13 protein-coding genes are annotated in these 20,903 nt (G+C 74.9%); 11 read left to right on the top strand and 2 right to left on the bottom strand.

Features of this window, described 5'->3' with window-relative positions:
* Nucleotides 1-55: 55 nt before the first annotated feature.
* The gene (locus QE401_RS02015) at nt 56-1,807 is read left to right on the top strand and encodes an HWE histidine kinase domain-containing protein (RefSeq protein WP_307136587.1); all 1,752 of its coding nucleotides are present in this window, start codon (nt 56-58) and stop codon (nt 1,805-1,807) included.
* 12 nt (nt 1,808-1,819) lie between these two features.
* On the opposite strand, the gene QE401_RS02010 is transcribed toward QE401_RS02015, so the two are convergent.
* Nucleotides 1,820-4,186, bottom strand: coding sequence for a M48 family metallopeptidase (locus QE401_RS02010; protein WP_307136586.1), 2,367 nt, complete (start codon nt 4,184-4,186; stop codon nt 1,820-1,822).
* A 310-nt stretch (nt 4,187-4,496) separates the two neighbouring features.
* Here QE401_RS02010 and QE401_RS02005 point away from each other — a divergent pair, with 310 nt between their 5' ends.
* Complete coding sequence (locus QE401_RS02005) at nt 4,497-5,489, top strand: YMGG-like glycine zipper-containing protein (protein WP_307136585.1); 993 nt, start codon at nt 4,497-4,499, stop codon at nt 5,487-5,489.
* 7 nt (nt 5,490-5,496) lie between these two features.
* Nucleotides 5,497-8,616, top strand: a complete 3,120-nt coding sequence (locus tag QE401_RS02000; RefSeq protein ID WP_307136584.1) for a caspase family protein — start codon at nt 5,497-5,499, stop codon at nt 8,614-8,616.
* Between the two features lie 45 nt (nt 8,617-8,661).
* On the opposite strand, the gene QE401_RS01995 is transcribed toward QE401_RS02000, so the two are convergent.
* A complete protein-coding gene (locus QE401_RS01995; protein WP_307136583.1) occupies nt 8,662-9,255 on the bottom strand; it encodes a hypothetical protein in 594 nt (197 codons plus the stop codon).
* A 207-nt stretch (nt 9,256-9,462) separates the two neighbouring features.
* Between QE401_RS01995 and QE401_RS01990 the strand changes: the two genes are divergently transcribed.
* From QE401_RS01990 to QE401_RS01955, 8 genes are read left to right on the top strand one after another with little or no spacing between them, the layout of a single operon-like run.
* On the top strand, nt 9,463-11,271 hold the full coding sequence (locus QE401_RS01990) for a type VI secretion system Vgr family protein (RefSeq protein WP_307136582.1): 1,809 nt from the start codon (nt 9,463-9,465) through the stop codon (nt 11,269-11,271).
* Between the two features lie 2 nt (nt 11,272-11,273).
* Nucleotides 11,274-11,939 carry a DUF6931 family protein gene (locus QE401_RS01985; RefSeq protein WP_307136581.1) on the top strand — a complete coding sequence of 222 codons (666 nt, stop codon included), beginning with the start codon at nt 11,274-11,276 and terminating at the stop codon, nt 11,937-11,939.
* The gene (gene tagH, locus QE401_RS01980; protein WP_307136580.1) at nt 11,930-13,456 is read left to right on the top strand and encodes a type VI secretion system-associated FHA domain protein TagH; all 1,527 of its coding nucleotides are present in this window, start codon (nt 11,930-11,932) and stop codon (nt 13,454-13,456) included. Before QE401_RS01985 ends, tagH begins: the two co-directional genes overlap by 10 nt.
* A 2-nt stretch (nt 13,457-13,458) precedes the next feature.
* The gene (gene tssK / locus QE401_RS01975; RefSeq protein ID WP_307136579.1) at nt 13,459-14,796 is read left to right on the top strand and encodes a type VI secretion system baseplate subunit TssK; all 1,338 of its coding nucleotides are present in this window, start codon (nt 13,459-13,461) and stop codon (nt 14,794-14,796) included.
* Entirely contained in the window at nt 14,793-16,190 is a 1,398-nt protein-coding gene (gene tssL / locus QE401_RS01970; protein WP_307136578.1) for a type VI secretion system protein TssL, long form, read from the top strand. Before tssK ends, tssL begins: the two co-directional genes overlap by 4 nt.
* Entirely contained in the window at nt 16,190-19,606 is a 3,417-nt protein-coding gene (gene tssM / locus QE401_RS01965; RefSeq protein WP_307136577.1) for a type VI secretion system membrane subunit TssM, read from the top strand. Before tssL ends, tssM begins: the two co-directional genes overlap by 1 nt.
* A complete protein-coding gene (tagF, locus tag QE401_RS01960) occupies nt 19,603-20,106 on the top strand; it encodes a type VI secretion system-associated protein TagF (RefSeq protein WP_307136576.1) in 504 nt (167 codons plus the stop codon). The genes tssM and tagF overlap by 4 nt, the downstream gene beginning before the upstream one ends.
* The gene (locus QE401_RS01955; protein WP_307136575.1) at nt 20,103-20,861 is read left to right on the top strand and encodes a PP2C family protein-serine/threonine phosphatase; all 759 of its coding nucleotides are present in this window, start codon (nt 20,103-20,105) and stop codon (nt 20,859-20,861) included. The genes tagF and QE401_RS01955 overlap by 4 nt, the downstream gene beginning before the upstream one ends.
* Nucleotides 20,862-20,903 lie beyond the last annotated feature (42 nt).

Here is a 20,903-nt window from a genome sequence, read left to right as displayed (position 1 = left end):
GACCCGTCCAGCGGGCGGCGCCGGCAGAAGGCCGGCCGGCCCGTGGGGAATGACCATGGCTGGTGAGATTTCGGCGGCGAGCGGCCCGGCCGGGCCGGGCCTGGCACCCCAGGTGGCACGGCGCCGCCGGCGGGGCGCGCTGCGCGGCGCCTCCTGGCGCCGGCCGCACGCCATCGACCTGTTGCTGGCCGCCTCCCTGGTGCTGCCGCTGCTGCTGTTCGGCGCGGTGGCCGGCTATGACCGCCAGCAGACCGTGGCGGCGGCGCGGCATGACCTGCTCAGCACCTCGGAGACGCTGCGCGGCCATGCCGAGAACCTGCTGCAATTCGAGCGCCTGGCGCTCGGCGCCGCCGAGCAATGGCTGGGCACGCTGACCCCGGCGGAGATCCTGGCCGACCAGGAGCGGCACCACAGCTTCCTGTCGGCGCTGCGGCGCCAGGCGCGCGGCGCGCTCGGCATCGTCGTCTTCGACGCCGCCGGCCGGCCATTGGTGGAGAGCGACCGCCCCGTGCCGCCCCCCGGCATCGACGCCTCCGACCGCGAATACTTCGCCTGGCATGCCGGCCGGGCGCAGTCGGAACCGCATCTCGGCGCCCCGGTGCGCAGCCGCGCCGATGGCTCGCCGGTGCTGTTCTACAGCCAGCGCCGCAGCACGGCGCAGGGCGGCTTCCTCGGCATCGTCGCCGCCGGCATCCGGCAGAGCACCTTCACCAGCTTCTGGGACCGCGCGGTGCCGGGGCGCGACGTGGTGGTCTCGCTGCAGCGGGAGGATGGGGTGATCCTGGTGCGCCGCCCGGCGCTGCCCGAGAATGTGCCGCAGCAGCCGCCGCCGCCGGTGGTGGCGCAGCTCACCGCCGCTGTGCCGGAGGGGGTCGCGGTGCGCATCGCCTCGCGCATCGACGGGATCGAGCGGCTGCTGGTGGTGCGCAAGCTGCAAGGCTTCCCGGTGCGGATGGTCTATGGCGTGCCCTGGGATGCGGTGCTGGCGCCCTGGCGCGGCCGGCTTTTCGTCTATGGCGCCTTCGCCGTGGCGGCAGCGGCGGCGCTGCTCGGCCTCGGCCTGCTGGTGCGGCGGCGCAGCCAGGCGCTGCATGAGCTGAACGCCGGGCTGGAGCGGCGTGTGGCGCAGCGCACCGCCGCGCTGCAGGCCAGCGAGGCCCGCCAGCGCCTGCTGGCGCGGGAGGTGGACCATCGCTGCAAGAACGCCCTGGCGGTGGTGCAGGCGGCGCTGCGGCTGACGCCGAAGGACGATCCGGTGGCCTATGCCGCCTCGGTGGAGGGGCGGGTGGCCGCCCTGGCCCGGGTGCAGACCCTTCTGGCCGAGGATCGCTGGCGCGGCGCCAGCCTGACCGCGCTGCTGCGCGCCGAGCTGGCGCCCTTCGTGGCGCTGGATGGCGACATCCATGGCCCACGTGCCGAGCTGGAGGGGCCGCCGGTGCTGCTGCCGCCCACCGCGGCGCAGCCGCTGGCCATGGCGATGCATGAGCTGGCGACGAATGCGCTGAAGCATGGCGCGCTGTCGCAGCCGGGCGGCCGGGTGGAGGTGTGCTGGCGCTGCACGGCGCGCGACGGCGTCGCCGGCGACACGCTGGCGCTGCGCTGGCGCGAGCTGGGCGGGCCGCGCGCCAAGGGCCCGCCGCAGCGGCGCGGCTTCGGCTCGCGCGTGCTGGTCTCGGTGGTGCGCGGCCAGCTCGGCGGCAGCCTGCTGCTCTCCTGGCCGGAGAGCGGGCTGGTCTGCGACATCGAGATCCCGCTCAGCGCCGAGCGCCGGCCGCTGCCGGCCGAGGATAGCAGCCAGGCGGCCTGAGGCGGCGCCCGCTCAGGGGCCGGGCGGGCGCGCCGGCGGCGGTGCCGGGGCCTGGGATGCGGCGCCCGACGCCGCGGCCGCCGCGCCCGGGCGCGCCGTTACGGCGGCGACCCCCCAGGGGCGAGCGCCAGGGCCAGTGTCAGGGCCAGCGGCGGTCCCCCAGGGGCCGGCGGGCGGCGCCGTCTGGCGCAGCGTGGCGTCCGGATCCTCCTCCGCCAGCGCCGGCTCGGGCGCGACGGCGGCGGCGGCCGCTTCGCGCTCGGCCAGTTCCTCGCGCGCCAGGGCGGCGTGCCAATAGGTCATCAGCAGGTCCAGATAGGCCTGCGGCTTCAGCCCCTCCGCCGCGGGGGAGAGCAGGGTGATGCGCTTGGCCGGCAGGTCGATGCGCAGCACCCGGCGCTTCTCCCGCAGCTGCGGCATCGGCCGGCCGCGATGCAGGCGGAACTCGGTGATCAGGTTCATCTGCGCCTGGGTGACGGCGATGTCCGCCAGATCGCGCCAGGGCACCGGCGCGGCCAGGGCGGGATGCGAGAAACCCTCCGGCGACAGCACCAGGAAGGCATGCCGGGCGCGGCGCAGCTGCAGCCAGCCGGTCAGGCCGAGGATCGCCGCCAGGATCGGCAGCACCCCGAGCGTGGCGATCCAGGCGGCACGCTCCACCCCGGGGAATTGCAGCGCCAGATAGGCGGCGGTGCCGAGCCCGCCCAGCAGCGCCAGCGCGGCGAGGCCGAGGAAGAACAGACCCAGCCGGCGGGTGCCGGGGTAGAGCGGCCGCTCCCCCGCCTGCACCGCCTCGGCCGCGGCGCGCAGCACGCCGGCCATCGCCTCCTCCTCGCGCGCGATGTCCTGGCGCAGATCGGCGCTGAGCGCGCGCGCCAGCCCCGCCGGATCGGCGAACCAGGCGGCCAGCGGCGAGGCCGCCGGCTGCACCGGCCGCGTGGCGCGCGCCAGCAGGGCGGGTGTCACCGCCTCGCCCAGCGCGGCGAGGCGCTGGCTGGTCGGCGGGTGGGTGTCCGTCGGGTGCGGCTGGCGCTCCTCCAGATGCTCCAGCGGATCGCCGGGCCCGGCAGCCTCGGCATGCTGCAGCGTGGCCGCCAGCAGGTCGGGCGCGGCGGCGGGGCCGGCCTCCACCGCCCGGGCCAGGCCCTGGTTGAGCGGCGCCGCCAGGGCGCCGCTGCGCAGCAGGGCGCTGGCCGCGGCCTGCGGGGTCGACAGCCAGGCGCCGACGCCGTCGGCGGCGAATTCGCGCTGCCGGCTCCAGTGATGCACCGCGTGGTCGAATTGCCGCATGACGAATTCGCCGAGCATCAGCGCCGGCCGCGTCAGCAGGCCGAAACTGCCCGATTGGTGCTGCGCCACCGCCTCCAGGCTGCGCGCCACGCCGGCATAGATCGGCACGAAGCGGCGGCTGTATTCGGTGTCCTCGCCGCAGAAATGGCCGAGCTCATGGCCGATGATGGCCAGCGCCTCCTCGCGGTCCAGGCTGGCCAGCAGCGGCAGCGGCACATGCAGGGTGCGGCCCCGCAACCGGCGCTGCTCCGGCAGCAGCAGGATCTCGCCCGAGGTGACGAAGAAGCCGTCGGTCAGGCCCAGCACCAGCTGGTCCGGCACCGCCGCGCCGGCGCGGCCGGCCAGGCCGCGCAAATCGCGCCACAGGCCGGGCGCCGCCCCCTCATCGACGCAGCGGCCGAGCAGCGGCAGCGGCTCCGGCGTGAACAGGGTCAGCGCGGTGCGCAGCTGGCGCAGCGCCTGCACCAGCATCACCAGCGCGCCGAGGCCGAGCAGCCCGGCCCAGACCGCCAGCTTGACCTCGCCCTGGCCGAGCCGGCCCTGGTGCCAGATTCCGGCCACCTCGAAGCCCATCGCCGCCAGCACTGCGCCGGTCAGCAGCAGCAGCTGCAGCGCCATGTGGAAGGGCAGAGCGCGGCGGACGATGCCGAAGGCGGTGAGCAGCCAGGCGCGCGAGGCGCGGCCGAGCCGGCCCAGCAGCAGCGCCGCCAGCAGGCCGAGGGCGCTGAGCGCCGCCGCCGCCAGCGCCATGGCCTGGGTCGCCGGCGGCAGCAGGCTGCGGTATTCGGCCACGGTGACGACGCCGGCGAGCGAATCCTGCCGCCCCTGCAGCATGCCGATGGCCAGCGGCGCGGCATAGGACCGCCCATCCATGCGGACGGTGCCGCGCGGGTTGCGCGCCGCGTAATCCTGCAGCCGCGCCAGCTCCTGCTGCATCGCCGCCTGCTCGGAGCGCAGCGCGTCGCGCGCCTCGATGGCGCGCTGGCCCTGCCAATGGCCGATGCCGGCCAGCAGCAGCGGCAGCAGCACCGTGATGGCGAGCAGCTTCGCGCCGCGCAGAATTCCCGATCCTGGCTTGTCCGTTCGCATGATCGCGCCCCTTGCGCCGAGAGCGCGAACAGGCGCCGTCCGGGCGGCCGCTGTCCAGGCCACGCCGCTTCAACGCCGCGTGACAGCGCCGGCGAGATTGCAGTGCGCTGCTGAAACGAATGTGATGACAGCCGGCTTGAAACTGATGCGTGACAGCCACATCCCATGCCAAAGCGCGGTGTGCGCCGCAAAACTTCGTCACATGATCGAGAGAGCGACGGCGAAGTTGCGCTCCATGCCCGTGCGTGGCTTGGCAATGAACAAGCGCGGCCGTTAGGGTCCGCCCGCCTACTGCAAAGGAAAGCCAGCCATGCCAGTCCAAGCGCGGCGTGCCGTCGCCCTCGTCACCTCCCTCAGCCTGCTCGCCGGCTGCGCCACGCCGCTGACGCGCGAGGGGCGGATCGGCGCGGATGACGGCACCGATTCCTGCCGCGCGCAGCTGGTCGCTCTCGACAGCACCGGCAATTTCTTCGCCGAGGACATCCTAAAGGGCGCGGCGCTCGGCGCCGTGGGCGGCGCGCTGCTGGGCGGCGCCATCGGCCAGAACTGGCGCGGTGCCGCGATCGGTGCGGCCACCGGCGCCGTGGCCGGCGCGGCGGGCGGCTATCTCTACGCGCTGCAGCAGCGCAACCAGGACCAGGCCGGGCTGCGCGCCTCGCTCGCCTCCGATCTGGAGCGCGAGAATGCCGAGCTCGACCGCACCCAGCTCGCCTTCGACCAGCTGATGGATTGCCGCTTCCGCCAGGCGCAGGAGATCCGTGCCGCGGTCGCCAATGGCAGCCTGGACCGCCCGACGGCCGAGGCGCGCATGACGCAGCTGCGCGAGCGCACCCAGCGCGAGATCGCGCTGGCGCAGACCATCAGCCAGAACATCAGCAAGCGCGGCGCCGAGTTCGACACGGCGGTGGAGAGCGTCGCCCCCGGCACCACCAAGACCACCCTGGCGGCGCGCCAGGCGCCGATGCGCCAGGTGCAGGTGAGCCGCGAGGCGGTGCTGCGGCTGCGCCCGGATCCGGCCTCGCCCGAGATCGGCAAGGTGGCGGCGCGCAGCGCGGTGCAGGCGCGCCCGGCCAGCGGCAGCTATGCGCTGGTGGAGACGGCGAGCGGCCAGCGCGGCTATGTCACCACCGATTCCTTCGCCAATCGCCGCAATCTCGGCACGCCGCGCGTGACGCCGACCGGCGTGTCGGGCGATGCGCGTTCGCTGGCCGCCAGCAACATCGCCCGCCGCGACAATTTCGCGGAGAGCGTGACGCAGGCGCAGAGCGCGGCCGCCACCGGCTTCGAGCTGGCGGCGAGCTGATCCGCGCATGATGCGCAGGATGCTGCGGGGCCTGGCCACGGGCTTGTCCACGGGCCTGCCCATTGGCCTGGCCCTGCTGCTGGCCTCCCCCGTGCTGGGGCAGGCGCTGCAGGACCCGCCGCAGCAGCCCATCCTGCGCATCGAGACGGGGGCGCACACCGCCCCCGTCGCGCGTCTGGCGACCGATGCCGCCGGACGGCTGCTGGCCAGCGCCAGCGACGACAAGACGCTGCGCCTGTGGTCGCTGCCGGATGGCACGCCGCGCGGCGTGCTGCGCCCGCCGATCGGCGAGGCGGAGGAAGGCGAGCTCTACGCCGTCGCCCTCTCCCCCGATGGCAGCCGCGCCTTCGCCGCCGGCAACACCTGCCGCGCCTGGGATGGCAGTTTCTGCATCTATGTCTTCGACACCGGCACCGGGCGGCTGGCGGCGCGGCTGCCGGGCCTGCCGGCGCCGGTGCAGCATCTGGCGGTCTCGCCCGATGGCACGCGGCTGGCGGCGGCCCTTGGCGGCCGCGCCGGCATCCGGGTCTGGGATGCGCGCACCGGCCGCGCCGTGTTCGACGACACGGCCTATGCCGGCCCGGCCCGCATGGTCGCCTTCGACCGCGAGGGCAGGCTGGCCAGCAGCAGCGCCGATGGGAAGCTGCGCCTCTACGACCCGCGCGGCCGCAAGCTGGCCGAGCGCGCGCCGCTGGCCAATGCGCGGCCCTTCGGCATCGCCCTCTCGCCCGATGGCACGCTGCTGGCGGTGGGCTATGAGGACCGGCTGCGGGTCGAGATCCTGGCGCTGCCCGATCTGCGCAGCGTCGCGCTGCCCGATGCCTCCGGCCTGCAGGGGGAGGGGCTGCCGGCGGTCGCCTGGGCCAGCGATGGCCGCGGCGGCGTGCAGCTCTACGCCGCAGGTTATGCGCGGGGCGAGCCCAGCGCGCCCGGCCGCGCCGCCGGCGGTGCCAGCGTGGCGCCGCAGCCGGGCGGTGGCACCCCCGCCAATGCTGCCACACAAGGCGGCCGTGGCATCCGCCCGCCCTCGCCGGAGCCCTCTGTCCCCGCCGCCGCCGCGCCGCCGCAGGCGCGCCCGGCCGACAGCGCCGTGCCGCGCCGCTTCGTCATCCGCCGCTGGGCGGATTTCGGCCTGGGCCCGGCCACCGATATCGGCGCCGCGCGGGATTCCATCGCCCAGCTGCTGCCGCTGCCGCAGGGCGGCCTGGCCTTCGCCGCCGCCGATCCCGGCTGGGGCAGGCTGGCGCCCGATGGCAGGCTGGCCCTCGCCCCGCGCTCCGGCACCGCCGAGTTCCGCGCCACGGGCGACAGCCTGGCGCTGAGCGCCGACGGCATGCGGCTGCGCGTGGTGCCGCGCCCCGGCCTGCCGGCGCTGGGTTTCGACGTGGCGCGCGGCGAGCTGCGCCCGACCAAGCCGATGGAGAATGACGGGCTGCGCCCGGCCAGCGACAGCGAGGGCGGCATCAGCCTGACGCAATGGCGCAACTCCACCCAGCCGCGGCTGAATGGCCGGCCGCTGGCGCTGGGCCAGGGCGAATTCGCCCGCAGCGCCGCGGTGCTGCCGGGCGGGCTTGGCTTCGTGCTCGGCACCGACACGCATCTGCGGCTCTACGACGCGCGCGGCAACCAGCTGGATGCGGTGACCGGCCCCGGTGCCAGCTGGGGTCTGGCGCTGACCCAGGATGGCTCGCTGCTGGTCGCCGCCCATGCCGATGGCACGCTGCGCTGGTACGGTCTGGCGGAGAACCGCATCACCGAGCGCGCCGCCCTGTTCATCCAGCCCGACACGCAGCGCTGGGCGCTGTGGACACCGGAAGGGCTGTTCGACCACGCGCCCTCCGGCGGGCAGGAGCTGGTCGGCGTGCACCTGAATGAGGGCCGCGCGGCGACGCCGGAATGGGCCAGCTTCCAGCAGGCCTATCGCGCGCTCTACGCGCCGCAGGCGGTGCGCGCGCGCATCGGCGGCGTGCTGCCGCAGGCGGGCCGGCTGGCCGATCTGCGCGCCCGCATCGGCCACACGCCGCTGGCGCGGCCCGGCGAGATCTGCGCCGTGATGCCCGACGGCACCTGCCCGGTGCTGAGCTGGACCGAGGCCTCGCTGCCGGCCGAGGCGACGGCGCTGCGCTTCACCGTGCTGCCGCAGGATCGCGGCCTCGGCCTCGGCCCGCTCGACGTGCTGCTGAATGGCCGCATCGCCGCGCGCATCGATGCGCCGCGCGGCAGCGGCGAGGCACGCGGCGACGCGCCCTTCCAGGCGGAGATCCCGCTCGACCCCGGGCCCAACACCATCGCGACGCGGCTCTACGCCGCCGATCGGGGGCTGTTCTCGGAAGGGCCGGGGCTGGAGCTGCGGCGCGAGGGCCAGGCGGCGCCGCCGCCCGGGGCGGGGCGGCTGGTGATCCTGGCCGTCGGCGTCAACAATTACGGCGTGCCGGACATGGATCTGCGCTTCGCCGTGCCGGATGCGCGCACCGTGGTCGACACGCTGCGCGCCGGCAGCGTCGGGCTGTTCGAGGGCGTCGACACCACCCTGCTGCTGGATGCCGATGCGACGCGCGAGGGCATCCTGCGCGCGCTGGACGATGCGGCACGCCGGGTGCGGCCGGAGGACACTTTCGTTTTCTACATCGCCGGCCATGGCGTGCGGGTGGAGGAGAATGGGCGCTTCCTGTTCCTGCCCGCCGATATCGGCCGCCCGCGCTCGATGACCGAGGCGGCGCGGCGGGCGCTGGATGATGACGCGCTGATCTCGGCGCTGGCCCGCATCCGCGCCCGTGACGGTTTTCTGCTGATCGACACCTGCTATGCGGGGCAGGTGGCGCTGGACAGCCTTTCGGCGCTGGGCAATGAGACGGGGCGCTATCTGCTCGCCGCCTCCTCCTCGGTGCAGGAGGCGCTGGACAGCTATGACGACCGCAATGGCGTCTTCGCCTATGCGCTGCGCGAGGGGCTGGCGGGGCGCGCGGCCAAGGACAGCGATGGGCGGATCAGCGCGCTGGCGCTCGGCGAATATGTCTCGCGCCGCGTGCCGGAACTGGCCAGCGAGAAGCAGCACCGGCAGAACGCGGTGTTCCGCACCGCGACGCGCGACCTGCGCAGCTTCCCGCTGGGCATCGCGCCGCGCTGAGAAGCGCGGCGCGGAGCGCCCTGGGACATCCGGCGCGGCGCGCCCTCAGACGCGGATCAGGTCGCGGTGGCCGCGCGCGAAATCGCGGATGTCCTGCACCCGCACCTGGCCCAGCGCCTGGCGCCAATGCTGGCGCATCGCCGGGATGAAAAGCTGGATCACATTGCGGTCGCCGCCATAGCCCTGGCCGTCATCGACGCTGTTGCGCCCGCCATAGCGCCCGGTCAGCTCAACCGGCCGGCCGCGCCCCTCATAGGCGTCCATCGGCTGCTCGAACACCGCCGAGATGACGCGGTCGATATGGCTCCACTCCCAGGGCACGGCCAGGAAATGCCGCGCCATCTGGCCGAGATTGAGGCCGCGCGCCGCGCAGCCGCGCATCACCTTCTCCAGCTGCTCATATTCCAGCCACCAGCCGCCGCCCTGCTGGCCATCCTCGCCATAGCGGGAATCGGCGAAGCGGTAATACAGCGTGCGCCGCGCATGCAGCCGCGTGCGGTTCGGGTTCTCGATCCCGCCATTGCGCTCCACCGCCGTGCCGTGCTGCGGCCTGCCATACCAATCCTGCAGGTTGAAGCCCTTGGCGAGCAGCAGCCAATGCGACTGCGAGAACGCCTCCTCGTTCAATGCCTGGGTCATGGGCGGTTCCGCTCCCTTGTCGATCCGCCCTGGCTGGCTGCCGGTCGCGGCGATCCGGCGCAAGCAGCGCGCCGATCAAGAAAGCGTTTGGCCCGGGGCGGGGCTGCGCCCCTACCGCGCGGGGCGTGATCGTGAGAAAATGCAGCGTTGAACTGGCGCCCTGCAGGATCGAGCTGCGTCCGGCGCGCCGATGGCGAAGGGAAACGCATGTCGTCCGGCTTGGTGCAGGCGGATCGCCTGTTGCAGATGACGACGCCGCTCGGCCCCGATGTGCTGGTGCTGCGCGCGCTGCATGTCAGCGAGCAGATCGGCGCCCTCTACAGCATCGAGGCGGAGGCGGTGTCGCTGCGCCCGGACATCACGCCGGATGAGATGATCGGCCGCGGCATCACCTGCACCGTGGCGCCGCCCGGCCGGCCGCCGCGGCATTTCCACGGCATGGTGCAGGCCTTCAGCCGCACCGGCGATTACGAGCGCGGCTTCAGCCGCTATCGCATGGTGGCGCTGCCGCGGCTCTGGCAGCTCACCCGCACTTCGGATTGCCGCATCTTCCAGAGCCAGAGCGCCAAGCAGATCGTGCAGACGGTGCTGGAGGAAGGGCAGGTCAGCCCGGTGCGCTTCGGCAGCCTGCCCGGCGCACCGCGCAATTACTGCGTGCAGTGGAACGAGACGGATCTCGATTTCGTGCAGCGGCTGATCGACGAGGTCGGCGGCGGCTATTTCTTCCGCCACGAGATGGGCGAGCACACGCTGCACATCACCGGCGCCAATGCCGATTTCCCTTCCATTCCCTGCCCGCCGCTGACCAGCCGCCCGGGCGCCGAGAATGGCGGGCCGGACACGCTGTGGGACTGGGCCGCCTCCACCCAGCAGCGGCCCGGCAAGGCGGCGGCGCTGGATTACGATCTGCTGCGCCCCGGCGCGCTGCTGAACGCCAATTCCAGCACCATGCTGGCCAGTTCCAGGGCCGAGGCCGAGCTGTTCTCCTGGCCCGGCCAGCAGGCGCCGCGCCCGGATGCCGATCCGGCGCGGCTGGCCATGGAGCGCGAGGAGGCGGCGGCGGAGACGGTGCGCGCCCAGGGTGCCGAACCGGCCCTGTTCGCCGGCGGCCGCGTCATGGTGGCGCCCGCCCTGGGTGCCGCGCCGGTGCCCTGGCTGGTCACCGGCATCACCCACAACGCCGTCGATGACAGCCACATGGTGGGCGGCGGCGGCACGCATTACGGCAACAGCCTGACGCTGATCCCGGCCGCGCGCAGCTGGCGCCGCCCCACCGCCTGGCCGCGCCCGACCATCCCCGGCCTGCAATCGGCCATCGTCACCGGCCCCGAGGGCGGCGAGATCCATTGCGACGAGCATGGCCGGGTGAAGGTGCATTTCCACTGGGACCGCGCCGGGCCGCGGCATGACGGCTCCTCCTGCTGGGTGCGCGTGGCGCAGCCCTGGGCCGGCAGCTGGGGCGGCACCTGGTTCCTGCCGCGCGTCGGCGACGAGGTGCTGGTGGGCTTCATGGATGGCGACCCGGACAAGCCCGTGGTCATCGGCAGCCTGTACAACGACCCGGCGCGCCACGCCCAGGCGCTGCCCGGCAACATGACGCAGAGCTGGATCTCCACCCGCTCCTCCAAGGGCGGCGGGCCGGAGAACGCCAACATCCTGCGCATGGAGGACAAGGCCGGGTCGGAGGAGGTCTATCTCCAGGCCGAGAAGGACATGAACCTCCTGGTGCGCGACAATCGCAGCGCCCGGCTGCAGAAGGGCCATGACAGCCTGGTGGTCGAGAAGGGCAACATTTCTGTCAGCGCCGAGCAGGGCAAGATCGAGATCGAGGCGATGCAGTCGATCACCCTGACGGTGGGTGGCTCGAAGATCACCATCGACCCCTCCGGCGTCACCATCGAGGGCACGCTGATCCACGCCAAGGCCGGCGGGTCGGTGAAGGTCGAGGCGCCGCTGATCCAGGAGGAGGCCGCCGGCACCATGATCCTGCAGGGCGGCATCGTCCGCATCAATTGAGCATGTCCGACCCCCGCATCGCCGCGCCCGCCGCCTCCGCGCCTGTCCCTGGCGGCCCGCCGCCGGCGCTGGCCGTCCCGCCCGCCGGCAAGCTGGCGGTCGCCCTGCCGCCGCTGCTGCCGCTGCTGGAGCTGGACCCGCCGGGCCTGGCCTGCCTGCAGGGCGCGCCCGACGCGGGTGAGGGCGTGCGGCGGCTGGAGCGCGAGGGGCGACCGCTGCAGGCCGTGCGGCTGGCCGCCCATGCGCTGCCGAAGCGCGAGGCGGTGTGGTGGGCCTGCATGGCCGCCCGCGCCACGCCACCGCGCCACGCCACGCCGCTGGAGCGCCAGGCGCTGGAGGCGGCCGAGGAATGGGTGCGCCGGCCGGAGGAGGCGCTGCGCCATCGCTGCATGGCGCTGGCGCTGGAGGCCGGCTGCCGCGGGCCGGAGGCCTGGGCGGCGGTGGCTGCCTTCTGGTCCGGCCCGTCGCTCGCGCCGCCCGGCGCCGCGCCGGTGCCGCCCGCCGCGCAGCTGACCGGCGTGGCGGTGACCGGGGCGATCAGCCTGGCCGCGCTGCGCGATGATCCCGCCCGCGCGCCGCAGCGTTATGCCCGCTATCTGGCCGCGCTGCGCGACATCGCGCGCGGCGGCGCCGGCCGCATGGCCGTGGAGGAGCTCGCATGGAACTGACCCTGGCGGTGCTGCGCTGCCCCGACAGTGCCGTGCCGGAGACGCGGCAGGCGCGGGGGGATTTCTCGATCGGCCGCGGCCCGGGCAATGACTGGGTGCTGCCGGACCCGGACCGGGTGCTGTCCAAGCGTCATTGCGTGCTGGAGTTCCGCGCCGGCGGCTGGCAGCTGCGCGACCTCTCGACCAATGGCACCTATCTGAACCAGGCCGGGGCGCCGGTCGGGCGCGACCGAGCCGTGCCGGTCTCGGATGGCGACCGGCTGCGCTTCGGCGCCTGGGAGATCGAGCTGCGCCTGGCCCAGGCGGCGCGCCCGGCGGCGGAGAGCAGCCTGCTGCAGGGCAGCCTGCCGATGGCGCCCGAAAGCGCGCCGCCGGCCGGCGCCAGCGCCGAGCCCTGGCGCGGCGCCGATCCCTTCGCCGCCCCGCCCGGCGCGGCGCTGGACCCGCTCTTCGACCCGATGGCGCCGCCGCCGCCGCCGCACCGCCCCTTCGGCGAGACCGGCCCCGCGCCGCTCGACCCCTTCGGCGAGGGCGAGGCGCCGATGCCCGACCATCGCCCCTCGACGAACGACGCCTTCCGCCCGCCCTCCGCCCATGCGGCCGCCACCATCCCGGAGGATTGGGATCTGGACCTGCCGGGCGCCGCGCCGCCGCCGCCCGCGCCCCCACTTCCGGCGCAGGCGCCCTTCGCGCCGCCGCCCGCCCCGCCGGTCGCGCCGCCGCCGCCAGCGGCCGATGCGGGCCTGCCCTTCGACCCGCCACCGGCTTCCGTGCCGCCCGCGCCCGCGCCCGTGCCGCCGCCCGCCGCTGCCGCGCTGCCCTTCGCGCCCGCCCCGGCCCCGGCCCCGGCCCCGGCCCCGGCTCCATCTCCGGCCCCCATGCCGCCGCCCGTGGCGCCCTTCGCCGCCGCCCCGGCGCCCATGGCCTATCCGGCCGCGCCGCCCCAGCCCGGCGCGCCGGACGCGCTGCTCGCCGCCTTCCTGCAAGGCGCGGCCCTGCCGCCGCATGCTTTGGCGGGCGTCGCGCCGGAGGCCGCGCTGCACGCCGCCGGCCAGCTCAGCCGCCTCGCCCTGGCCGGGCTGCGCGCCCTGCTGATCGCCCGCGCCGACGCCAAGCGGGAATTCCGCATCGAGCAGACCATGCTGCGCGCCAGCGGCAACAACCCGGTGAAATTCGCCGCCTCCGACGCCGCCGCGCTGCAGGGGCTGCTGAGCGCGCCCGACGCCGCCGCCGCGGTGCAGGAGATCGTGACCGACCTCGCCGCGCATCAGGCGGCGGGCCTGGCGGCGACGCAGGCGGCGGCGCGCGCGCTGCTCGACCGCCTCGCACCCGCGCGGCTGGAGGCGGAGGACCAGGGCGGCGGGCTGATGCCCGGCGCGCGCGAGAAGCGGCTGTGGGATCGCTACAAGGCGCTGCACCGCGCCACCTCCGATCAGTTCGACGATGATTTCGACAGCGCCTTCGGCAAGGCCTTCGCCCGGGCCTATGAAGACGCGCTGCGCGGCGGGCGGGGTTGATCATGGTCTGGACCGACAAGGTCGTCTGGCAGGAAGGCATGTTCCTGCGCGCGCAGCATTTCCAGCAGCAGGACCGCTATCACGAGCACCAGTTGCAGGCGCGCACCGCGCCGCTGCGCCCGCATCCCTGGGGGCTGACCGAGCTGTCGCTGGACCGCGACCTGCTGGCGGCGGGGAAGTTCGCGCTGGCCAGCGCCGCCGGCGTGCTGGAGGATGGCACGCCCTTCGCCATCCCCGGCAGCGCCGACCAGCCGCTGCCGCTCGACCTGCCGGAGGGCACGCGCAACCAGATCGTCTATCTGGCGGCGCCGCTGCGCCAGCCCGGCAGCCCGGAGGTCGCCTTCGGCGAGATGCCGGAGCTCTCCGGCGCGCGTTACGGGCTGCGGCCCTTCGAGGCCTTCGACACCCATTCCGACAGCACCCAGCCGGCCGAATTGCAGGTCGGCCGCCCGCGGCTGCGCTTCCTGCTGGAGAGCGAGGAGCGCGCCGGCTTCACCTGCCTCGGCCTCGCCCGCATCGTCGAGGTGCAGGCCGACCGCCGCGTGGTGGTGGATGAGCGTTTCATCCCGCCCTGCCTGCGCGTCTCCGCCTGGCCGGCCATCGGCAATCTGGCGCCGGAGCTCACCGGCATGCTCGGCCAGCGGGCCGAGGCGCTGGCGGCGCGGCTCTCCGCCCCCGGCGCGCGCGGCGTCGCCGAGGTCTCCGACTTCCTGCTGCTGCAGACGCTGAACCGCTGGCTGCCGCTGCTGTCGCACTGGTCGGATGCCGGCAATATCCACCCCGAGGCGCTGTTCTCGGTGCTGGTGCAGATGGCCGGCGAGCTTGCCACCTTCACCGATCCCGGCCGCCGCGCGCGGCCCTATCCCGCCTACCGGCATGATGATCTGCAGCGCGCCTTCGCCCCCGTCGTCGCCGATCTGCGCCGCGCGCTGTCGATGGTGCTGGAGACCAATGCGGTGGCCATCCCGCTGCAGGAGCGTCGCCACGGCGTGCGCGTCGGCCCGCTGATGGACCGCTCCCTGCTGCGCGCCGCGCAATTCGTGCTGACGGTGCAGGCGGAGATGCCGGGCGAGCAGCTGCGCCGCCTCTTCCCCAACCAGGTGAAGATCGGCGCGGTCGAGCATATCCGCGAGCTGGTCAATGTCGCGCTGCCCGGCATCGCGGTGCGGCCGCTGCCCGTGGCGCCGCGGCAGATTCCCTTCCATGCCGGCGCGGTCTATTTCGAGCTGGATCGCGGCAGCCCGCATTGGCAGCAGATGCAATCCTCGGGCGGCTTCGCCCTGCATGTCTCGGGTGACTTCCCGGCGCTGCAGATGGAGCTCTGGGCGATCCGCGGATGAGCGACAATCCTTTCTCCGAGCCGGAGGATTCGGACCGCACCATCATCCAGGGGCCGCAGCCGCGCGCCGGCGCGCAGCCGCCGCGCGCGCCGCAGGGGGCGATGCCGCCCGCCGCCGCGCCCACCTTCTATGCCGTGCCGGCCGGCGCCGCGGCGGCGGAGATCGAGGCGCTGCCGCGCATCGGCCTCTCGCCGCTCGCCGCCGCCGCCGCGCCGCTGCTGGAGCTGCTGGCGCAGCTTTCGGGCGGCGCGCGCATCGACCGCCCGGACGAGCTGCGCGAGCGCGCCATCCGCGCGCTGCGCCAGTTCGAGGCCGAGGCGCGCGCGGCCGATGTCTCCCCCGACCAGCTGCGCGCCGCGCATTACGCGCTCTGCGCCGCGCTGGATGATGTGGCGCTGGCCACCCCCTGGGGCCCGCCCAGCGCCTGGGGCGCGCAATCCCTGGTCTCCAGCTTCCATCAGGAGGTCCGCTCGGGCGAGCGCTTCTTCGACCTGCTGGCCGGCATGCAGCGCGACCCGGGGCGCTATCGCGAGGCGCTGGAGATCGCCTATCTGGCGCTGGCGCTGGGCATGCAGGGCCGCTACCGGCTGGCGCGCGGCGGCGGCAGCGAGCTGGACCGCATCCGCGAGGGGCTCTACCAGCTGCTGGCCCAGCTGCGCGGCCCGTGGGAGCGCGGCTTGTCGCCGCATTGGCAGGGGGTGGATGCGCCGCACCGCCCGGCGCGGCGCCGCATCCCCGGCTGGATCGCCCTGCCGTTGGCGGCCGCCCTGCTCGGCCTGTTCTATGCCTGGCTGTCCTGGGACCTCAATCGCGGCTCGGACGATCTCTATGCGCGGCTGGCGGCGCTGCCGCCGGCGACGCAGCCGGCCATCGCCCGCAGCGCCGCGCCCGTGCCGCCGGCCCCGCCGCCACCGCCCCCCGCCGCCGCCGTGCCGCCGCGCCCGACGCTGGCCGCCAGGCTGCGCGAATTCCTGGCGCCCGAGATCGCGCAGGGCCTGGTCACCGTCACCGGCGATGTCCAGCGCACCATGGTGCGCATCCAGGGCAGCGGCATGTACGCCTCCGGCTCGGCCACGCTGAATGAGCGCTTCGTGCCGCTGCTGACCCGCATCGGCGAGGCGGTGCGCGAGGAGGATGCGGCGCGCACCGACATTCTCGGCCATTCCGACAACCAGCCGATCCGCACCCTGCGCTTCCCGTCGAATTTCCACCTGTCCCAGGCGCGGGCCGAGGCGGCGCTGGAGGTGATCCGCCGCGCCTCCGGCCTGGACGCCACGCGCTTCCATGCCGAGGGCCGCGGCGATGCCGAGCCCGTGGCCGACAACCGCACGGCCGAGGGGCGCGAGACCAATCGCCGCATCGAGGTGGTGGTGCTGAACCGGAGACCCGAGTGATGGGGAGCCTGATCTCCGCCTTCGCCACCATCCCGGCGCTGGCCGGCCTGGCCGTCATCCTGCTGCTGCTGCCGGTGATCTGGCTGTTCCTGCCGCTGCTCGGCTTCGGCAGCACGCGGCCCTTCGAGGATCCCTGGTCGCGCGCCATCATCGCCGCCCTCGTGCTGGCTATCTATCTCGGCCTGATGTTCTGGCGCGCCCGCGCCCGCCGCGCCCGCGACCGCGCGCTGACGGAGGCGGTGACCAGCACCGAGGCGCAGGACGGCCGCGCCGCCGAGGAACAGGCGGCGCTGAAAGAGAATCTGGGCCGGGCGCTGGAGGTGCTGCGCCGCTCCGCCGCGCGCCAGGGCAATTACCTGTACGAGCTGCCCTGGTATGTGCTGATCGGCCCGCCCGGCAGCGGCAAGACCACGGCCATCGCCCGCTCCGGCCTGGAATTCCCGGTGGCCGAGGGCAAGCTGCCCGGCATCGGCGGCACGCGGCATTGCGATTGGTGGCTCTCCGACCGCGCCGTGCTGCTCGACACCGCCGGCCGCTACACCACCCAGGATTCCGACGCCGCCGCCGACCGCGCGGGCTGGGAGAGTTTTCTCGGCCTGCTGCGCCGCACCCGGCCCCGCCAGCCGCTGAATGGCGTGCTGGTGGCTTTCGGCACCGACCTCCTGGCCAGCCTGGACGCCGCCGGGCGTGAGGCGCATGCCCGCACCGTCCGCCGCCGCATCCGCGAACTCGAAGAGAAGCTTGGCCAGCGCCTGCCGGTCTATCTGCTGGTCACCAAGGCCGACCTGCTGCCCGGCTTCACCGAGAGCTTCGACGATCTGGACCGTGACAGCCGCGCCCAGGTCTGGGGCTTCACCTTTCCCGCCCAGACCGGGCCGGAGGGCCCGCTGGCCCGCTTCGGCGCCGAATTCCAGGCGCTGCTGGGGCGGCTCGAGGACCGGCTGCTGGAACGCCTGCAGGCCGAGCGCGGCCCGGCCCAGCGCGCCGCCATCGCCGGCTTCCCGGCGCAATTCGCCTCGCTGGAACAGCCGGTGCGCGACTTCGCCGAGGCCGCCTTCGGCGGCACACGGATGGATCCGGCGCTGTTTCTGCGCGGCGTCTATTTCACCTCCGGCACCCAGGAAGGTTCGCCGATCGACCGGCTGGCCGGCGCGCTGTCGCGCAGCTTCGGCCTGGACGGGCAGCGCGTGGCGCGCGCCGGCGGCCAGCAGGGGCGCAGCTTCTTCCTCGGCCGGCTGCTGCGGGATGTGGTGTTCCGCGAGGCACGGCTGGCCGCGCGCGACCGCCGCGCCGAGCGGCGCAGCCGCATCCTGGCCGCCACCGCCTGGGGGCTGGCGCTGCTGCTGCTGCTGGGGGGTGGCATCTGGGGCTGGTCCAGCCGCGCCGCGGAGCAGCGCCGCGCCGAGGCGGTGCAGCAGGCCGTCGCCAAGGCCGAGGAGGCCGCGCAGGGCATCCCCTTCGACCCGGTGACCGAGGCCGATTTCCTGCGCGTGCTGCCCTCTCTCGACGCCGCGCGCGACCTGCCGGATGCGGCGGGGCGGGAGGAGGGGCTGCTCGGCCTCGACCAGGCGGAGAAGCTGGCGGCCGGCGGCCGCATCGCCTATCGCCACGCGCTGGACCGCACCCTGCTGCCGCGCCTGCTGGCCCGCATGGAGAGCCGCATGCGCGCCGAGCTGACCCAGCAGGAGGCGCTGTACGAGACCACCCGCGCCTATCTGATGCTGGGCCGCGAAGGGCCGCTGGATGCCGCGCTGCTGCGCCGCTGGGTGCTGGCCGACTGGGCGGTGCTCTACCCCGGCGCCATCCACCTTCCGGCGCGCGAGGCACTGGCGCGCCATCTGGACGCGCTGCTGGCGCAGGATTTCGCCCGCTACCCGATCGATGGCGCGCTGGTGGACACGGCGCGGCGCGTCTTCTCCCGCCTGCCCATGGCCGGCCGCGTCTATTCGCGGCTGCGCCCGGCGGGCGAGGCGCTGGCGCCCTGGCGCCCGGCTGATGCGCTGGGCGCCGCCGGGCAGCGCTACTTCGTGCGGGCCTCCAGCCGGCCGCTGACCGAGGGCGTGCCCGGCCTCTACACGCTGGACGGGCTGCGCCAGGCGCTGCTGCCCAATTTGGCCGGGGCGGTGCGCGCCGCCGCCGCCGAGGGCTGGGTGCTGGGCCCCGAGGCCGCCCAGACCGGCGCCGAGGACCCGGCGCGGCTGGAGGCCGAGGTGCTGGCCCTCTACGCCCGCGACTATGGCGATGCCTGGCAGGCGCTGCTGGACGATCTGGTGCTGCCGCCCTTCGCCGGCCTGCCGGCGGCGGCGGAGGGGCTGAACATCCTGGGCGCGCCCAACTCGCCGCTGCGCGGGCTGCTGCAGGGCATCACCGCGCAGCTCACCCCCTCGGCCGTGGCCGAGAAGGTGGCGCCGGCCGGCGGCGGCGCGCCGCAGCCGGTCGGGCCGGCGGCGATGGTGGGCGGCATCGTCGAGCCGCGTTTCGCCGCCCTGCGCGAAGCCGCCGGCGCGCCGCTGGAAGACATCCTGCGCAGCGTCAGCGAGCTGTATGTGCAGGTGGCGCGGCTGGCCTCGCTGCCGCCGGGCACGGCGCTGCCGCCGCCGGCGGGCGGCACGCTGGACCCCGGCCAGCGCCTGCTGGCCGAGGCGGCGCGCCAGCCCGAGCCCCTGGCGAAATGGCTGCGCGCTCTGGCGCAATCGACGCAGCAGGCGCGGGCCGGCGGCGCCAAGGCGGCGATCGCCGCCGCGGCGCAGCAGCAGATCGCGCCGCTCTGCCGCGCGGTGGAGGGCCGTTTCCCGCTGCGCCGCGACGGTGCCGATGTGCCGGTGGATGATTTCGCCCGGCTCTTCGCCCCCGGCGGCGTGCTGGAGCAGTTCTTCGCCCAGAATATCCGCCCCTATGCCGACACCACGCAGAATCCCTGGCGGCCGATGGCGACCGACGGGCTGGCGCCGCCGGTGACGGCGGCCGATCTGGCGCAGTTCCAGCGCGCCCAGGCGATCCGCGACGCGTTTTTTCCGGGTGTCGCCGGCACCGGGCTGCGCTTCGAGCTGATCCCGCAGGGGCTCGACCTCAACTCCAACAGCGCGGTGCTGGAGGCGGATGGGGTGCGCAACGAGCTGCCGCCGACCGGCACCGGCCGTCCCGTGCTGCTCTCCTGGCCGGCGCGGGGCAATGTCAGCCTGGTCTTCACCCCGCCCGGCTATGCCGGCAGCCTGACGCTGGATGGCGGCTGGTCCTCGCTGCGGCTGGTGATGGGCCCGCATGCCACACTGCAGCGCCTGGCCGGGGAGCGCTACCGCCTGACCATCGCCCATGGCGACCGCGGCGCGATCTTCGAGCTGCGGCCGGGCAGCAGCACCAACCCCTTCAACCTGGCGGAGCTGTCGCGCTTCCGCTGCCCCGTGCTGGCGCCGTGAGCGCGACCGGCCTCTACGGCAAGCTGCCGGCGCATGGCGATTTCATCCGCCGCAACCTGCCGGGCGATGCCGTCGCCGCCTGGGATGGCTGGGCGGCGTCGCTGCTGCAGGCGGGGCCGGCGCGGCTGGGCGCGCAGCCCTTCGCCGCGGCCTGGGATGCGATGCCCTGCTGGTGCCTGTCGCTACCCGGGGGCGCCTGCGGCGCGGCGCCGCTCTGCGGCGTGATGGCGGCCTCGCGCGATGCGGTGGGGCGGCGCTTCCCGCTGCTGCTGGCCGCCCCCGTGGCCGATGCGGCGGAGGGCTGGTTCGCCGCCCTGGCCGAGGCGGCCCATATGGCCATCGCCGCCGCCAGCCCCGCCGATGCGCTGCTGGCCAGCCTGCCGCCGCCCGAGGGCAGCGGCGCGCCGCGCGGCTGGTGGAATGCGGCGCTGGAATGGGCGGTGCCGGCCCTGCCGCCGCTGCCGCATGCGCTGCGCCTGCTGGGCCAGGCGCCGGCATGATCCCCGGTCTGCGCTCCGATGCGCGCACCCATGTCGGCACGGTGCGGTCCAGGAACGAGGATGCGGTGGTGCACCGCCCCGATCTCGGCCTCTGGGCGGTGGCCGATGGGGCAGGGGGGCATGGCGGCGGCGATGTGGCGGCCGCCGCCGTCGCCAGCGCGCTGGAGGGCATCCCGCCCGGCCTCTCGGCGGCCGAGATGCTGGCGCAGCTGCGGCTGCGGCTGAGCGCCACGCATGAGGCGCTGCGCCGCCGCGCGGCGGAGCAGGGGCAGGGCCGGGTGATGGCCAGCACCGTCGTCGCCCTGCTGCTGCGCAGCCGGCATTTCGCCTGCCTCTGGGCCGGCGACAGCCGCGCCTACCGGCTGCGCGAGGGCGTGCTGCAGATGCTGACCCGCGACCATTCCCTGGTGCAGGAGATGGTCGACCGGGGCGAGCTGGCGGCCGAGGCGGCGGAGCGCCACCCGCAGGCAAACATCATCCTGCGCGCGGTGGGCGGCGGCGACGCGCCGCTGCTGCTCGACAAGGTGTCGGATGCGGTGCAACCGGGCGATGTCTTCCTGCTGTGCAGCGACGGGCTGTTCAAGGCGCTGCCGGAGGAGGCGATCGCGCGGCTGCTGCGCCAGGGCGCCGATGCGGCGGCGCTGGTGCAGGGCGCCGTCGCCGCCGGGGCGCGCGACAATGTCAGCGCCGTGGTGCTGCGCCAGGACGGCGCCGAGGACACGTTGCCCGGCCTGCCGCGCCCGCCCGCCCGCTGACATGCGAAACGGCGCGGCGGGTCTCCCCGCCGCGCCGCCTTG

This window comes from Pseudoroseomonas cervicalis (assembly GCF_030818485.1).
GTDB classification, from domain to species: domain Bacteria; phylum Pseudomonadota; class Alphaproteobacteria; order Acetobacterales; family Acetobacteraceae; genus Pseudoroseomonas; species Pseudoroseomonas cervicalis_A.
The sequence above is the reverse complement of the archived record's forward strand: the minus strand, read 5'-3'. Positions and strand labels throughout refer to the sequence as shown.

Excerpts from the sequence above, each read along its gene's own strand:
- QE401_RS02015 (WP_307136587.1), top strand. The coding sequence starts at position 56 with ATGGCTGGTGAGATTTCGGCGGCGAGCGGCCCGGCCGGGCCGGGCCTG.
- QE401_RS02010 (WP_307136586.1), bottom strand. The coding sequence starts at position 4,186 with ATGCGAACGGACAAGCCAGGATCGGGAATTCTGCGCGGCGCGAAGCTG.
- QE401_RS02005 (WP_307136585.1), top strand. The coding sequence starts at position 4,497 with ATGCCAGTCCAAGCGCGGCGTGCCGTCGCCCTCGTCACCTCCCTCAGC.
- QE401_RS02000 (WP_307136584.1), top strand. The coding sequence starts at position 5,497 with ATGATGCGCAGGATGCTGCGGGGCCTGGCCACGGGCTTGTCCACGGGC.
- QE401_RS01995 (WP_307136583.1), bottom strand. The coding sequence starts at position 9,255 with ATGACCCAGGCATTGAACGAGGAGGCGTTCTCGCAGTCGCATTGGCTG.
- QE401_RS01990 (WP_307136582.1), top strand. The coding sequence starts at position 9,463 with ATGTCGTCCGGCTTGGTGCAGGCGGATCGCCTGTTGCAGATGACGACG.
- QE401_RS01985 (WP_307136581.1), top strand. The coding sequence starts at position 11,274 with ATGTCCGACCCCCGCATCGCCGCGCCCGCCGCCTCCGCGCCTGTCCCT.
- tagH (WP_307136580.1), top strand. The coding sequence starts at position 11,930 with ATGGAACTGACCCTGGCGGTGCTGCGCTGCCCCGACAGTGCCGTGCCG.
- tssK (WP_307136579.1), top strand. The coding sequence starts at position 13,459 with ATGGTCTGGACCGACAAGGTCGTCTGGCAGGAAGGCATGTTCCTGCGC.
- tssL (WP_307136578.1), top strand. The coding sequence starts at position 14,793 with ATGAGCGACAATCCTTTCTCCGAGCCGGAGGATTCGGACCGCACCATC.
- tssM (WP_307136577.1), top strand. The coding sequence starts at position 16,190 with ATGGGGAGCCTGATCTCCGCCTTCGCCACCATCCCGGCGCTGGCCGGC.
- QE401_RS01955 (WP_307136575.1), top strand. The coding sequence starts at position 20,103 with ATGATCCCCGGTCTGCGCTCCGATGCGCGCACCCATGTCGGCACGGTG.